This window comes from Arthrobacter tecti (assembly GCF_054511355.1).
On record NZ_JBTNCT010000027.1, the window covers coordinates 1 to 13,234 of the forward strand.

The window sequence follows — 13,234 nt, forward strand, 5'->3', positions numbered from 1 at the left end:
GTCGCGGCACGGCTACTGGCCCTCGCCGCCGGCATCTGGCACAACTGGCTCACCGGAGCGCTCAACAAACGATCCCTCATCGCCTACGACCATTAGGACTCACTCATCTAGGGGGTCTGTGTTGCTATTGCACAACAACGGACGTTTCGATTAGTGCTGAGGGTGTTGCTGCCGGTAGCGTTTTAGCTGACCATCGGCAAAACTCGCATGCTTTTCCACAAGCTCCACAAGGAGAGTCAATGACTGAGCACAACGGCGCCTCGCTGCAGTACCACGGGGGAAGCCTCAGCCTCCCGCTGATCAACGCGGCAGAAGGCAACCACGGGTACGACGTTTCGAAGCTTCTCAAGCAGACCGGTGCCGTTACCTTTGACCCCGGGTTCATGAACACCGCGGCCACTACCTCAGCAATTACCTACATCGACGGCGATGAGGGCATCCTCCGCTACCGGGGTTACCCAATCGATCAACTGGCGCAGCACTCCAGCTTCCTCGAGGTCTCCTACCTCCTCATCTACGGGAACCTGCCCACGCCAACGGAGTTAGACGCGTTCGACCAGCGGATTCGCCGCCACACCCTCCTCCATGAAGAGTTGAAGGGCTTCTTCGGCGGATTCCCCCGGGACGCACATCCCATGCCCGTGCTCTCCTCGGCCGTTTCGGCCCTCTCGACGTTCTACCAGGACTCGCTCGACCCGTTCGATGATGAGCAGGTGGAACTCTCCACCTTCCGCCTCATGGCGAAGCTCCCGGTCATCGCGGCGTACGCGCACAAGAAGTCCATCGGTCAGCCCATGCTGTACCCGGACAACTCGATGAACCTCGTCGAGAACTTCATGCGCCTGTGCTTCGGCCTTCCGGCGGAGCCGTATGATCTCGATCCCACCATGGTCAAGGCACTCGACCTGCTGCTCATCCTGCACGCGGATCATGAGCAGAACTGTTCCACCTCCACGGTCCGCCTGGTGGGCAGCTCGAACGCGAACATGTTCGCGTCGATCTCCGCCGGCATCAACGCGCTCTTCGGTCCCTTGCACGGCGGCGCCAACGAAGCCGTGCTCAACATGCTCCGCGAGATCCAAGCCAAGGGCATGCAGCCCGAGGACTTCATGGAGAAGGTCAAGAACAAGGAAGACGGCGTGAAGCTCATGGGCTTCGGTCACCGCGTCTACAAGAACTATGATCCGCGGGCCAAGATCGTCAAGGCTACAGCCCACGAGATTCTCTCAAAGCTTGGAGGCAACGACGAGCTGCTCGACATCGCCATGCGGCTCGAGGAGAAGGCGCTGGCCGATGACTACTTCATCGAGCGCAAGCTGTACCCCAACGTGGACTTCTATACGGGCCTGATCTACAAGGCGATGGGCTTCCCCGAGAAAATGTTCACCGTTCTCTTCGCAATCGGCCGCCTGCCGGGGTGGATTGCGCAGTGGCGCGAGATGATGCAGGATCCGCAGACCAAGATCGGCCGCCCGCGCCAGCTGTACACGGGCGCCGGAGAGCGCCAGTACCCGGCGCGCTAAAACCTCTCAAAGTACGACGGCGGGCGGTTACCTTCGAACCGAAGGTAACCGCCCGCCGTCGTTCCCGTTTCTCCGCTGAGTGCTTAGATAATGGTTTTTCCCGGCGCCATACCGCCATTATCTAAGCACTCAGCGAAAGGGAACTGGTCAGGAGGCGTAGCCCTGTGGGTTGTTCTTCTGCCAGCGCCAGTGGTCCTCGCACATCTGGTCCAGGGAGCGGTGAGCTGACCAGCCCAGATCGGCCAACGCTGAGGAGGGATCTGCGTAGCTGACTGCTGCGTCCCCGGGACGCCGCGGAGCGAACTCGTAGGGAATCTGGTGGCCGGCCGCTGTGGAGAACGCGGCGAGGACTTCCAGGACCGATGAGCCGTTGCCTGTACCCAGGTTCCAGCGGTGCACGCCGGAGTGTGTGGTGAGGTAGCTCAGGGCGGCGACGTGGCCGCCCGCAAGGTCCACTACATGGATGTAGTCCCGAATCCCGGTGCCGTCGGGTGTGGGATAGTCGTTACCGAAGACCATCACCTTCTCGCGCCGCCCGACTGCCACCTGGGCCACGAAGGGGAGCAAATTGTTCGGGATGCCAGTGGGGTCTTCCCCGATGCGACCGGATTCGTGGGCGCCGACGGGGTTGAAGTAGCGCAGCAAGGCGATGTTCCACCGACCGTCTGCCGCGCCTACGTCGCTGAGGATGTCCTCGATCTGTTCCTTGGTGCGGCCGTATGGGTTGGTGGCGTCCAACGGCATCTTCTCGATCAGCGGCACCTCCTCAGGTGCGCCGTAGACCGTAGCTGACGAGCTGAAGACCAGGGTGCGGACATCGTGGCGGTCCATCACCCGGAGCAGGTTCAGTGTGCCGCCCACGTTGTTGTGGTAGTAGAACAGTGGCCTCTCCACGGATTCCCCGACCGCTTTGAGACCCGCGAAGTGTACGACGGCGTCGATGGGCTCGGCATCGAATACGGCGTCGAGTGCGTGCTCGTCCAGAAGGTCCACCTTGTGGAAGGTCAGCTGACGGCCGGCGAGTTCCTCCACGCGCTTCAGTGCTGCTTCGCTGGAGTTGTACAGGTTGTCCACAACAACCACATCGTGTCCCGCCTCCAGGAGGGCGAGGGTGGTATGTGAGCCGATGTAACCGCTACCGCCGGTAACCAAGATCTTCATGCGTCTAAGCCTATCCGCAGGGACCCGGCGCGAGCGAAGCGAGTCTCTGGGGGGCGGGGAGGCGCTATTCGCAGGGACCCGAGGCGAGCGAAGCGAGTCTTTGGGGGGCGGGGAGGCGCTATCCGCAGGGGCCCGGCGCGAGCGAAGCGAGTCTTTGGGGGAGGGTAGGCGCTAGTTATATGGGCACCGTGCAGACGAAGCGAGTCTTTCAGCCTGGGCGGGATAACCTCTGGAGCCCTTGGCCCTACAGGTCTACCCTTGGAAGACCACCAAATGGGAGCCGGACGGTAGGCCGGCGGAAAGGCTGGGGCAGCGGATGCGCGTGAACAGGGAGCCTTCCTGGAAAGTGCGTGTGCGTACCTCGCCATCTATGTGCTTCGCCCTTTATCTGCGGGACTGCGCGGGTCTGGGCGTTATCGGCCAACCTGCTGTCTCGGCCGTGAAGCCGGCGGTCCATTGCACGGATCCGCGTCAGGCGGTCCATGCGGTCGGTGGGATGACAGCGCTCCGGGTGGAATGGGAGGCCTGGTGGTATGAGCTTGTTGCCGGCCGCGGGAACGGCCACAGAGTGCCGACGCCCCCCGCGTTTCCGGAACTTCAGGCCATGCCCGCCCTCCAGCAGTTGACCCATGCCCATTACGGCACCGCGCTGACGTGGACAGAGGAATACGATGCGGCGCACCGGAAAAGGGAACGGAGCCGTATGGCGAGGGGCACCCGTCTGGACGTAGGCGAGTTGGTCCGCGAACGTGAGCTGGAGCTGGGCCGCGCTGCGCGGAACTTCACACTCGACATGGTTGAACTGCCGCTGAGCGAGACGCGGGCCTGGTTCGTAGAACCGGACATGCTGCTTGTCAGTGAAGATCTGCATGATGACGAAACCGCGTTTCGCAGCTACGTCCAGCCGGTCGTGGAGTTTATCGCCTGACACTCCACGACGAAAGGCCGGATTAGGCTGGTTCTTGTGCGAGCGTAATGACAACCTGCCCGGTTTCGGTTTCCGAAGTGCTCCAGCCGCCTTTGCTGCGTTCCCACTGGAGCCCCGCGTGGGATACGGAAGTGATTCCCAGCTTCTTGGCGTGTGCCACGGCCCACTGTGCGGCAGCCCATCCCTGCGAACCTCTTGCGTTGAGGACAACGCCCTGTTCCACGGGTAGGACCGGCATGTTCGGGAAGACAGCAGCGATGTCCGCCTCAACGGTCGCAGGCTCAACCGATTCAGTCGGCTTGCGCAGAACGCAGTTCAGTGAGGCAGGGGACTGGCCGGTGAGCGCCGAAGCGAAGGCTCGCGCCTCCGGTTCATGGTCGGCGTAGGCGTCTGGGTAGGCGCTCCGCTGCACCGTCTGCGCGGCCTCCGTGATGGGCAGGGATTCATAGCCGGGAACGGTCACCAGCTCGTCATAGAACGCTCCGGCAGCGTAGACCGGATTCTGCACCTGCTGTTCGGTGCCCCAACCCTGCGACGGTCGCTGCTGGAACAACCCGCGGGAGTCCGGGCCTGCCAGATCACCGTAATCGAGGTTCCGGAGGCCAGACTCCTGTACCGCAGTTGCGAGCGCGATAGAGGCTGCACGTGGCGGCAGATCGCGGCTCACCGCGATACCGGCGATAGTGGACGCATTCGCCGTTTGCTCCGGCGCCAGCTCGTAGGTGGTGGTTCCAACGACGGCGCTGCACCGTTCCCGCACCAGAACCTCCGAAGAGTTCAGCTGGTCGATCGCAAGGTAGGTTCCGCCGCCGACCACCACAACCAGGGAGGTGAGGACTCCCGCGGCGCGAAGGCGACGGCGTCGTCGTAGTTGTGCTTTGGTCATGACCACGGCAGGAACCTAGTTGGCGTGCAGTGCCGCATTCAAGGCAATGCCCTGCCCGGAGCGCTGGCGCGCTTCGACGACGCCGGTGGTCGAGTTGCGGATGAAGAGGATACCTGACTGCCCCGAGAGCTCAGCCGCCTTCACGACGTCGCCGTCCGGGAGAGTAACCTTGGATCCGGCCGTGATGTAGAGGCCTGCTTCGACAACGCAGTCGTCACCGAGGGAGATGCCGATACCGGCCTGGGCGCCCAGAAGGCAGCGCTCGCCGATGGAGATCCGGGCCTTTCCCCCGCCTGAGAGTGTGCCCATGATGGATGAGCCGCCGCCGATATCGGAGCCGTTCCCCACAATCACTCCCGCAGAGATGCGGCCCTCGACCATCGAATGCCCCAGCGTGCCGGCGTTGAAGTTGACGAAGCCCTCGTGCATCACGGTGGTGCCCTCAGCGAGGTGTGCACCGAGCCGAACGCGGTCGGCGTCCGCGATCCGAACGCCCGAGGGAAGGACGTAGTCAACCATCCGAGGGAACTTGTCGACGCCGTAGACCACCACGGTGCCGCGGGAACGCAGGCGGAGCCGGGTCATCTCGAAATTGGCGACCGGGCAGGGACCGAAGTTGGTCCACACCACGTTGGCGAGCAACCCGAATATGCCGTCCAGATTGATCGAGTTCGGCTGGGTCAGGCGGTGGGAGAGAAGGTGGAGGCGCAGGTAGGCATCGGCTGCGTCCACTGGGGCGTCATCGAGGTTGACCTGTGTTGTGAGAACCTCCTGAGTGACGCCGCGAAGGGCGTCGGGGGCTGCGACTGCAGCCAACTCCGCGCGCAGTGGGTCATCGCTGCCTTCCAGAGCGCCGAGAACGGGCTGCGGATACCAGACATCCAATACGGTTCCGTCCTCGGCTACGGTAGCCAGCCCGACACCGGATGCGGTTCGGCCGGCGGGCACAGAGGCGGTCAGGGAAGCGGATGCGGTTTCAGTCATGGCCTTTATTCTACCGAGAGCCTTCCGGAGATCCTGCAACCTCGCACCCAGTAGGCGTTCCCTGGGCTCGCAAACCTCGCGCGCTCGGCCAGTACGCTTGGAAACATGACGGTTTCCGAAACACTGACACTTGATCCGACCGCCGACGTTGCGCTGCTCACGGCGGCCATCATGGACATCGAGAGCGTCTCGGGGAACGAGAAAGCACTCGCCGACGCCGTTGAGTCAGTGCTCCGGTCCTGTGAGCACCTTGAAGTTGTCCGGGATGGTGACTCGCTGATCGCCAGAACCAACCTTGGGCGGCAGGAGCGGGTGATCCTTGCGGGGCACCTCGACACTGTTCCGCTCCCGCACGTGCCCGGCTCGCGGGGAACTGTGCCAAGCACATGGGAGGGCGACGTGCTTTATGGTCGCGGGGCCACGGACATGAAGGGCGGCGTTGCAGTGCAGCTCGCCCTCGCGGTTGCATTGAGCGAACCCTCACGGGACGTCACGTACGTGTTCTACGACCACGAGGAAGTGGAAGCTTCATTGAGCGGCCTGGGCCGATTGGTCGAAAGCTTTCCCGAATGGTTGCACGGCGACTTCGCGGTATTGCTCGAACCGACCAACGGGACGGTCGAGGGCGGCTGCAACGGGACCGCCCGTTTTGACGTTACGACGACGGGGCGGGCCGCCCACTCCGCGCGCGAGTGGATGGGAGAGAACGCGATTCACGGCGTTGCCGAGGTACTGGTGCGTTTGCGGGACCACGAGTCCGCTACGGTCACCGTGGACGAACTGGATTTCCGGGAGAGCCTTAACGCGGTGCTGATCACAGGAGGGACGGCGGGAAACGTGATTCCGGACCGCGCCGTCGTCGAAGTGAACTACCGTTTCGCGCCTGACAAGACGCCCGAACAGGCGGAGGAGTACGTCCGCCGCCTCTTGGAGGGCTTTGACGTAGTTCGCACCGACGCCGCTGCCGGTGCGCGTCCCGGTCTGAACCACCCCGCTGCAGCGGAGTTCGTTGCGGCTGTGGGTGCAGAGCCGAAGCCAAAGTACGGCTGGACCGACGTTGCGCGGTTCAGTGCCCTCGGCATCCCCGCAGTGAACTTCGGTCCGGGGGACGCGCTGTTGGCCCACTCTGACAACGAGCACGTGCACGCCGATGCAATCCGCGCCTGCTTGAGGGCGTTAAGCGAGTGGCTCGCCTGAACCCGAAGGTCCAGGCGAGCCACCATTTCACACGTCGCGTAAGCGCTTGTGGCGTTTTGAGCTAACCGGCGTTGGTTGGATCCGTCACGAGTACTCTCTCGTTCTTGTCCTTGCGGGTCTTTCCTCCGGTCCTGAAACTCAGCAACCCGGATAGCTTGGTGGCCAGTGAGGTGAGCAGGAAGTTGATGATGATGAAGATCACCGCGGCGACAATGAGGGACTGGAATATGTTTCCCTCACCCGAGCCGAGGCGGCGCGCATAGGCGAGCAGTTCGGAGTAAGTGATGATGTAGCCGAGCGCAGAGTCCTTCAGGATCACTACGAACTGGCTGACCAATGCCGGCAACATGGCGACCAGCGCCTGCGGTATCTCGATCGCGCGCAAGGACTGAGATCGGGTCATACCTATCGCGAGTCCAGCTTCACGCTGGCCTTTGGGAAGATTGTGGACGCCTGAACGGACCAGTTCCGCAATGACCGAACCGTTGTACAGCGTAAGGCCGAGTATCACCGCAATAAACGGCGAGTCCTGGGGGCGGAAAATCCCGAAGTTTCCTAGCAGCAGCCAGAAGAAGATCATCATAAGCAGCACGGGTACTGCCCGGAAGAACTCGACTACGATCCCGCTGATCCACCGAATCGCTGCAACGTGGGACAGCCGTCCCAAACCGAAAATCAGGCCGAAAATAATCGAGGTCACTACGGAGATTGCTGCTGCTCGGAGCGTGTAAAACAGCCCCTCGAGCAGGAAGAACCGCCAGGTGTCCCATTCAAGGAACGGGCTCCATCGTTCCGGTGCAAACTGGCCCTGAGCAGCCAGGGCCACGATCAGATAGCCGATGAGTCCGATGATGATGATGGCACCAACAAGGTTGCCGATAAGGATGTTGCGGCGGGACTTCGGCCCCGGCGCATCGAAGAGAACCTGCTGCGCGCTCATCGTGCCACCGCCAGTTTCTTTGAAGCCCACGTTGTGAGCAGGCCGACTGGGATTACGAGAATTACGAATCCGATGGCGAAAGTGAGGAAGATTGGATAAATCACGTCGGAACGGAACTCGATCATTTCCTTCATGACCGTAGACGTCTCGATCGCAACGGAACCTGCGGCAGCGACCGTCGAGTTCTTGATCAGAGCAATCAGCACGTTGCCCAATGGTGCGATCGCCCCGCGGAACGCTTGCGGCAGAATGATCAGGCGAGCGGCGGGCATGAAGCTCAGGCCGATCGCACGGGCTGCTTCCGCCTGACCGAGCGGGACGGTGTTCACTCCGCTTCGGATAGCTTCGCAAATGAATGCCGCGTGGTAGATAGCGAGCCCGAGGATTGCGATGCGGAACAAGCTTACGTTGAGGTCTTCGTCCAGCGTGAAGCCGAGCTGACCGAACAGGCCGAGGAATCCGAAGGCGAGGATGATGGTCAGCGGGGTATTCCGGAAGATGTTGACGTACGCCGTGCCAAGCCATTGCAGGCTGGCTATGGGAGAGATTCGCATGAGTGCCAGCAGTGTGCCGAGCAGGAACGACCAGAGTCCAGCCCAAAGGGTCAGCTGAATATTCACCCAGAATGCCCCGAGGACATCGTATTCGACCAGGAGGGACAGGTAGTCCTCCATTATTCGGCCTCCAATGCATAGACGAGCGGTGGGACAGCCGGAGCCGCCCCACCGCGATTAGGGTCGATCAGGCGCAGTCATCGGGCGTCGGCGGGTTCAGCTCCGCGTTCGGCTCGTAGTCCACACCCTCGAGGTTGTTCTGCAAGGCCTCTTCCCAGGCGCCTTCCTCGATCATCTTTTCGATCGCAGCGTTGATGTCGGAGCACAGCTCGCTACCCTTGGTGAGGCCTACACCGTACCGCTCTTCCGAGAAGGTGTTGCCGACGACCTTGAAATCTCCGCTTTCCGCGTTGGCTGCAAGGCCAGCGAGGATGATGTCATCGGTTGTGACGGCGTCGATCGCGCCGCTTGCCATGACTGAAACACACTCGGCGTATCCTGGCTGCTCGACGAGATTGACTCCGGGGTACTCCTCTTTGATTTTCGTCGCCGAGGTGGAGCCGGTCACGGAGCAGAGATTCTTGCCCTCGAGATCCTCTGGACCGGAGATGTCGCTGTCCGCCGGTACCAGCAGGTCCTGACCCGCAATGAAGTACGGGCCGGCGAAGTCGACGGTCTCTTTGCGCGTGTCGGTGATCGAGTAGGTCGCAAAGATCATGTCGACCTGCTCATTGGCGAGCATGTTTTCGCGGTTGGCCGAAGGGGATTCGACCCATTCGATCTGATCCTCGGTGTACCCGAGCTCACCCGCAACGTACTTGGCGACGTCAACGTCGAAGCCGGCGTAGGAGCCGCCCTCGTCGAAACCGAGTCCCGGCTGGTCAAACTTGATGCCGATGCGCACCGTCTCGCCGCCGGCCTCGCCGGCACCTTCGCCGCCGCCTTCACCGCCGCTCTCGCCTCCGCCGCCGCAGGCGGAGAGGGTCAACGCCGCTGCTGCTGCCATCGCTGCGGCTGCATATCGTGTTGTTCGCATGATTTCTCCTCGCGTTCTTTCCTGATTGAAATTTGTAGGTAGTCAGTGGGCCAGGATCTTGCCGAGGAAGTCCTTGGCGCGATCACTCTGGGGGTTGGTGAAGAACTCTTCCGGCTTGGCCTGCTCAACGATCTGGCCATCGGCCATGAAGATCACGCGGTCCGCGGCCTTCCGGGCGAAGCCCATCTCATGAGTGACCACGATCATGGTCATGCCTTCCTTGGCGAGCGCCACCATGGCGTCGAGGACCTCGTTGATCATTTCCGGGTCCAGTGCCGAGGTGGGCTCATCGAAGAGCATGACCTTCGGCTGCATCGCCAGGGCCCGTGCAATCGCCACACGCTGCTGCTGACCGCCTGAGAGTTGCGCCGGCAGCTTCTGGGCCTGATTGTCGACGCCGACCCTCTTCAGTAGGGACATGGCGAGTTCCTTGGCCGCGTTGCCCTTCATGCCCTTGACCTTCACCGGACCCAGGGTTACGTTCTCGAGGATCGACTTATGCGCGAACAGGTTGAACGACTGGAACACCATTCCGACGTCGGCACGCAGTTTGGCCAGTGCCTTGCCTTCGGCCGGAAGTTCCTTGCCGTCAATGCGGATCTCGCCGTTGTCGATGGTCTCGAGACGGTTGATCGCACGGCACAGCGTGGATTTCCCCGAGCCTGAGGGACCGATGACCACCACGACCTCACCGCGTGCAACCTCAAGGTTGATGTCCTTGAGCACGTGAAGTTCACCGAAGTGCTTGTTGACGTTCTTGAGCAAGACGAGTGGCTGTGCTGACGAGTCGGGTGCGGATGCGGACGGGCTCGACTGTGGGTCACGGGTCATACCTAGAATGTAGCGAAAGATTACCCGCTGGCAATACGCGGCTTGATGCAAACCGGAAATCGTGATTCAAGAGCAACCAAAACAAATCCGTATGCTCAGACCGCTAGCCTTGAGTTCATGAGTCCTCACATCGGTAACGCGAACCAGCAGCCCGGAGCTTCAAGCCCCGCCGCCCGGCGGCGAGGCCAGGTGGAACTTCGACGTGACCAGGCCAAGTCGATGCAGTCCGACCGCTATCTTCTGGACTCAGAAGAGGAAACCCCCTTCACCAAGACGGATCCCTGGCGCGTCCTGCGCATCCAGAGTGAGTTCGTGGAAGGATTCGGTACTCTCTCCGAGCTGGGACGCGCCATCAGCGTTTTCGGTTCGGCGAGGACACCGCGGGACTCGCCGTACTACGCAGTCGGTGAGGAAGTGGGCCGACTGCTCGTCGAAGCCGGCTACGCCGTGATCACCGGAGGGGGTCCAGGCGCAATGGAGGCTGCCAACAAGGGTGCCTGTGAAGCCGGTGGGATGTCTGTGGGCCTCGGCATCGAACTTCCCTTTGAGCAGGGAATGAACGAGTGGGTAGACCTTGGAATCAACTTCCGGTACTTTTTTGCCCGCAAAACCATGTTCGTGAAATATGCGCAAGGCTTCGTTGTGCTGCCGGGCGGGTTCGGCACGCTGGACGAACTGTTTGAGGCGATGACGCTGGTGCAAACGCAGAAGGTGACGTCCTTCCCGATAGTTCTGATCGGAACTCAGTTCTGGGGCCCGCTGTGGGACTGGGTGCGGAATACGCTCCTTGCCAACGGAATGATCTCCGAAAAGGACCTCTCGCTTGTCCACCTTGTCGACGATCCCGCCGAGGCTGTCCGGCTGGTCCTGGCAGACACCGCGGCGCACACCGGCCCCTGACCATGTCAATCTTCCTGGTTCTGGTCGCCGTGCTGATTGTCGGTGCCACAGCCTTCTTCGCAGTGGGAAGGAACCGCGCAGGCAACGCTCCCGCCAGAGCGCGGGAGCCCGGCGTCGTTCCCGGTCTGGTGGAGCCGACGCCCACGCTGCCCCCGGTGCTGCTACCCGAAAATCCCACAGCGGACGATGTAGGCCGGGTCCGTATCTCACTTGGGCTCCGCGGATACCGCATGGACCAGGTCGACGAAGTTCTTGACCGCCTCGCTGCCGCATTGGAAGAACGGGACGAACGCATCAGAGTCCTGCGGGAAGAGCGGAACCCGGGACAAAGCGAAGAACCACAAAGCGAAGTACAAGGCGAGCCGCGCGACCGGGGAGAGGAGAACCCATGACAGCTGTGACCGGCAGCGACGGACGCCTGCGCTGCGGCTGGGCCGTCTCCAGCAGCGACTACGAGCAGTACCACGACACCGAGTGGGGCCGTCCGGTCAACGGCGAGGCCGCACTGTTCGAGCGGATCAGCCTGGAAGCATTCCAGTCAGGCCTCAGCTGGATCACTATCCTGCGCAAGCGTGAGGCCTTCCGAGAAGCCTTCGCTAACTTCGACCCGCGAGCGGTTGCCGCGTTCGACGACGACGACGTCGCCCGCCTCCTCGCCGACGCCGGAATAGTGCGCAACCGCGCAAAAATCCTCGCGACAATCGCCAACGCGCAGGCTCTCCTTGCGCTGCCGGAGGGAATAACCCTCGGGGGTATCCTCGCAGCACACCAGCCGCCTCCAAAAGCGGCGCCTGCCGACCTCGCCGATGTCCCCGCCGTCGTGCCGGAGTCCGTGGCGCTGGCCAAGGCGCTGCGTTCGCACGGATTCCGATTCGTAGGGCCCACCACGGCTTATGCCATGCAGCAGGCCACTGGGTATGTGAATGACCACCTCGCCACGTGTTGGGTGCGGGACCGTGTTGCGTTCGGTTCCTGACTCGGCCATTCGGGCAGGTCTCCTGGCACTCGGTCAATGGCTCGCGAAGCTTCCCTGGTGGGCGCACGTGCTCTTCATCTACGCAGCCGCCCGGGCGTTCTCCACCATCGTGCTCGGTGCGGTGGCCTTACGGCAGGTTCCGAGCCCGTGGGCTTCGGCGTCGCCCGGTTATCTGGACTTCGTGAACTTCTGGGACAGCGGCTGGTACGAGCGCATTTACGACGGCGGATATCCCACCGAACTGCCACGCGGTGACGACGGCGAGGTACTCCAGAACCAATGGGCCTTCTACCCGTTGTTCCCCGCCTCCGTACGATTGGCCTCCCAACTCACAGGGGCGGGGTGGAATCCCACTGCACCGATTCTCGCCGCGGTGTACGGGGTGCTTGCCACCCTTGTCATCTATCGCATCTTCCGACTGCGGGCCGACCATCGGGACGCCCTGTGGGCGGTTGCTCTGATGGCTTTCTTCCCAGTGTCCCCGATACTCCAGATCCCGTACGCGGAATCATTGCACCTGATGCTCCTAGCGGCTGCGCTCTACCTGGTGGTTACCAAGCGGTACCTCTCGGCCATCCCGGTGGTGATGCTGATGTGTCTTGCACGGCCGGCCGGCGTTCCATTCGCGGCGATGCTCGGATTGCTCCTTCTGGTGCGGCTAATGTTCCACCGCTCGGAGACGGCGGCTCTGATCCGGTTGGTTTGCCTCACCGTGTTTTCAGGCCTTGCTGCGCTGGCCTGGCCGTTCGCTGCCTGGATCGCAACCGGTGTGCCTGATGCCTACGTGCAGACCGAGACGGTCTGGCGGGGCACCCACCTCACGGTGTTCGTGCCGTGGGTGGACGTGTCAGTCGAACTGTTGGGGCCAGTGCTTGGGCCGCTCGCCTTAGTCCTGGTCGCCGGAGGGTTCGTTGGCGCCCTGCTGTCTCCCGCCGGCCGACAGCTTGGCCTGCCGCTCCAGCTCTGGTGCGGGTCCTATCTCCTGTACCTCGCGGCGTTCTGGAACCCGCAGACCAGCACCTTCCGCATCCTGCTGCCGCTGTTCCCCCTGGCCCTGGTCGCGGTGCTGGCATCCACTTCGCGGGCGTACCGATGGCTCGCCGTCGCCGTGTTCGCGTGCCTGCAGGTGGTCTGGGTAGCTTGGCTATGGGCCTATTTCCCGCTCTTCGAAGGTGCTGACCACTCACCGTGAAGGTGTGATATGCACCGCAAGGCGATTCGCCCGGCGCGCAGTTGTGCGGGATAATAGGAAAGGATGAGCGTACGGGGGATCACTCCACCGTGCATTGTTGGCCGCGGCTTATGCCCGCGCACTGTG

The 13,234-nt window shown here is 62.4% G+C and carries 14 protein-coding genes and 1 pseudogene; 8 read left to right on the forward strand and 7 right to left on the reverse strand.

Going from position 1 to position 13,234, the window contains the following annotated elements:
- Together ACX80C_RS18635 and ACX80C_RS18640 are read left to right on the forward strand one after the other, a co-directional pair.
- Positions 1–96 (forward strand): annotated as a pseudogene (locus ACX80C_RS18635) (IS982 family transposase); the annotation flags it as partial.
- Between the two features lie 143 nt (positions 97–239).
- Positions 240–1,523, forward strand: coding sequence for a citrate synthase (locus ACX80C_RS18640; protein ID WP_459327958.1), 1,284 nt, complete (start codon positions 240–242; stop codon positions 1,521–1,523).
- Between the two features lie 147 nt (positions 1,524–1,670).
- Here the strand turns inward: ACX80C_RS18640 and galE are convergent, their stop codons facing one another.
- Positions 1,671–2,684, reverse strand: coding sequence for a UDP-glucose 4-epimerase GalE (gene galE, locus ACX80C_RS18645; RefSeq protein WP_459327959.1), 1,014 nt, complete (start codon positions 2,682–2,684; stop codon positions 1,671–1,673).
- A 352-nt stretch (positions 2,685–3,036) separates the two neighbouring features.
- Between galE and ACX80C_RS18650 the strand changes: the two genes are divergently transcribed.
- Positions 3,037–3,612 (forward strand): hypothetical protein, encoded by a 576-nt coding sequence (locus tag ACX80C_RS18650; RefSeq protein ID WP_459327960.1) that lies wholly within the window; start codon positions 3,037–3,039, stop codon positions 3,610–3,612.
- A gap of 22 nt (positions 3,613–3,634) precedes the next feature.
- On the opposite strand, the gene ACX80C_RS18655 is transcribed toward ACX80C_RS18650, so the two are convergent.
- Together ACX80C_RS18655 and dapD are read right to left on the reverse strand one after the other, a co-directional pair.
- Positions 3,635–4,498 carry a hypothetical protein gene (locus ACX80C_RS18655; protein ID WP_459328000.1) on the reverse strand — a complete coding sequence of 288 codons (864 nt, stop codon included), beginning with the start codon at positions 4,496–4,498 and terminating at the stop codon, positions 3,635–3,637.
- 15 nt (positions 4,499–4,513) lie between these two features.
- The gene (gene dapD, locus ACX80C_RS18660) at positions 4,514–5,482 is read right to left on the reverse strand and encodes a 2,3,4,5-tetrahydropyridine-2,6-dicarboxylate N-succinyltransferase (RefSeq protein ID WP_459327961.1); all 969 of its coding nucleotides are present in this window, start codon (positions 5,480–5,482) and stop codon (positions 4,514–4,516) included.
- Positions 5,483–5,587: 105 nt separating this feature from the next.
- Between dapD and dapE the strand changes: the two genes are divergently transcribed.
- The gene (gene dapE / locus ACX80C_RS18665) at positions 5,588–6,679 is read left to right on the forward strand and encodes a succinyl-diaminopimelate desuccinylase (RefSeq protein WP_459327962.1); all 1,092 of its coding nucleotides are present in this window, start codon (positions 5,588–5,590) and stop codon (positions 6,677–6,679) included.
- 61 nt (positions 6,680–6,740) lie between these two features.
- Here the strand turns inward: dapE and ACX80C_RS18670 are convergent, their stop codons facing one another.
- The 4 genes from ACX80C_RS18670 to ACX80C_RS18685 all read right to left on the reverse strand — a co-directional run bounded on the left by ACX80C_RS18670 (position 6,741) and on the right by ACX80C_RS18685 (position 10,040).
- Entirely contained in the window at positions 6,741–7,619 is an 879-nt protein-coding gene (locus ACX80C_RS18670) for an amino acid ABC transporter permease (protein WP_459327963.1), read from the reverse strand.
- On the reverse strand, positions 7,616–8,293 hold the full coding sequence (locus ACX80C_RS18675; RefSeq protein WP_459327964.1) for an amino acid ABC transporter permease: 678 nt from the start codon (positions 8,291–8,293) through the stop codon (positions 7,616–7,618). Before ACX80C_RS18675 ends, ACX80C_RS18670 begins: the two co-directional genes overlap by 4 nt.
- Positions 8,294–8,360: 67 nt before the next feature.
- A complete protein-coding gene (locus ACX80C_RS18680; protein ID WP_459327965.1) occupies positions 8,361–9,209 on the reverse strand; it encodes a glutamate ABC transporter substrate-binding protein in 849 nt (282 codons plus the stop codon).
- Positions 9,210–9,251: 42 nt separating this feature from the next.
- Positions 9,252–10,040: an amino acid ABC transporter ATP-binding protein gene (locus ACX80C_RS18685; RefSeq protein WP_459327966.1), complete on the reverse strand. Its 789-nt coding sequence runs from the start codon at positions 10,038–10,040 to the stop codon at positions 9,252–9,254.
- Between the two features lie 117 nt (positions 10,041–10,157).
- Here ACX80C_RS18685 and ACX80C_RS18690 point away from each other — a divergent pair, with 117 nt between their 5' ends.
- Genes ACX80C_RS18690 through ACX80C_RS18705 form a run of 4 tightly spaced genes read left to right on the forward strand, consistent with a single transcriptional unit; the run spans position 10,158 to position 13,108 of the window.
- Entirely contained in the window at positions 10,158–10,940 is a 783-nt protein-coding gene (locus ACX80C_RS18690; protein ID WP_459327967.1) for an LOG family protein, read from the forward strand.
- A gap of 2 nt (positions 10,941–10,942) precedes the next feature.
- Complete coding sequence (locus ACX80C_RS18695) at positions 10,943–11,332, forward strand: DivIVA domain-containing protein (protein ID WP_459327968.1); 390 nt, start codon at positions 10,943–10,945, stop codon at positions 11,330–11,332.
- Positions 11,329–11,916, forward strand: coding sequence for a DNA-3-methyladenine glycosylase I (locus ACX80C_RS18700; RefSeq protein WP_459327969.1), 588 nt, complete (start codon positions 11,329–11,331; stop codon positions 11,914–11,916). The genes ACX80C_RS18695 and ACX80C_RS18700 overlap by 4 nt, the downstream gene beginning before the upstream one ends.
- Entirely contained in the window at positions 11,864–13,108 is a 1,245-nt protein-coding gene (locus ACX80C_RS18705; RefSeq protein WP_459327970.1) for a hypothetical protein, read from the forward strand. The genes ACX80C_RS18700 and ACX80C_RS18705 overlap by 53 nt, the downstream gene beginning before the upstream one ends.
- Positions 13,109–13,234: the final 126 nt, after the last annotated feature.

What these genes read in the sequence shown, in the direction of transcription:
- ACX80C_RS18640 (WP_459327958.1), top strand. Translation starts at nt 240, where the DNA reads ATGACTGAGCACAACGGCGCCTCGCTGCAGTACCACGGGGGAAGCCTC.
- galE (WP_459327959.1), bottom strand. Translation starts at nt 2,684, where the DNA reads ATGAAGATCTTGGTTACCGGCGGTAGCGGTTACATCGGCTCACATACC.
- ACX80C_RS18655 (WP_459328000.1), bottom strand. Translation starts at nt 4,498, where the DNA reads ATGACCAAAGCACAACTACGACGACGCCGTCGCCTTCGCGCCGCGGGA.
- dapD (WP_459327961.1), bottom strand. Translation starts at nt 5,482, where the DNA reads ATGACTGAAACCGCATCCGCTTCCCTGACCGCCTCTGTGCCCGCCGGC.
- dapE (WP_459327962.1), top strand. Translation starts at nt 5,588, where the DNA reads ATGACGGTTTCCGAAACACTGACACTTGATCCGACCGCCGACGTTGCG.
- ACX80C_RS18670 (WP_459327963.1), bottom strand. Translation starts at nt 7,619, where the DNA reads ATGAGCGCGCAGCAGGTTCTCTTCGATGCGCCGGGGCCGAAGTCCCGC.
- ACX80C_RS18675 (WP_459327964.1), bottom strand. Translation starts at nt 8,293, where the DNA reads ATGGAGGACTACCTGTCCCTCCTGGTCGAATACGATGTCCTCGGGGCA.
- ACX80C_RS18680 (WP_459327965.1), bottom strand. Translation starts at nt 9,209, where the DNA reads ATGCGAACAACACGATATGCAGCCGCAGCGATGGCAGCAGCAGCGGCG.
- ACX80C_RS18685 (WP_459327966.1), bottom strand. Translation starts at nt 10,040, where the DNA reads ATGACCCGTGACCCACAGTCGAGCCCGTCCGCATCCGCACCCGACTCG.
- ACX80C_RS18690 (WP_459327967.1), top strand. Translation starts at nt 10,158, where the DNA reads ATGAGTCCTCACATCGGTAACGCGAACCAGCAGCCCGGAGCTTCAAGC.
- ACX80C_RS18695 (WP_459327968.1), top strand. Translation starts at nt 10,943, where the DNA reads ATGTCAATCTTCCTGGTTCTGGTCGCCGTGCTGATTGTCGGTGCCACA.
- ACX80C_RS18700 (WP_459327969.1), top strand. Translation starts at nt 11,329, where the DNA reads ATGACAGCTGTGACCGGCAGCGACGGACGCCTGCGCTGCGGCTGGGCC.
- ACX80C_RS18705 (WP_459327970.1), top strand. Translation starts at nt 11,864, where the DNA reads ATGACCACCTCGCCACGTGTTGGGTGCGGGACCGTGTTGCGTTCGGTT.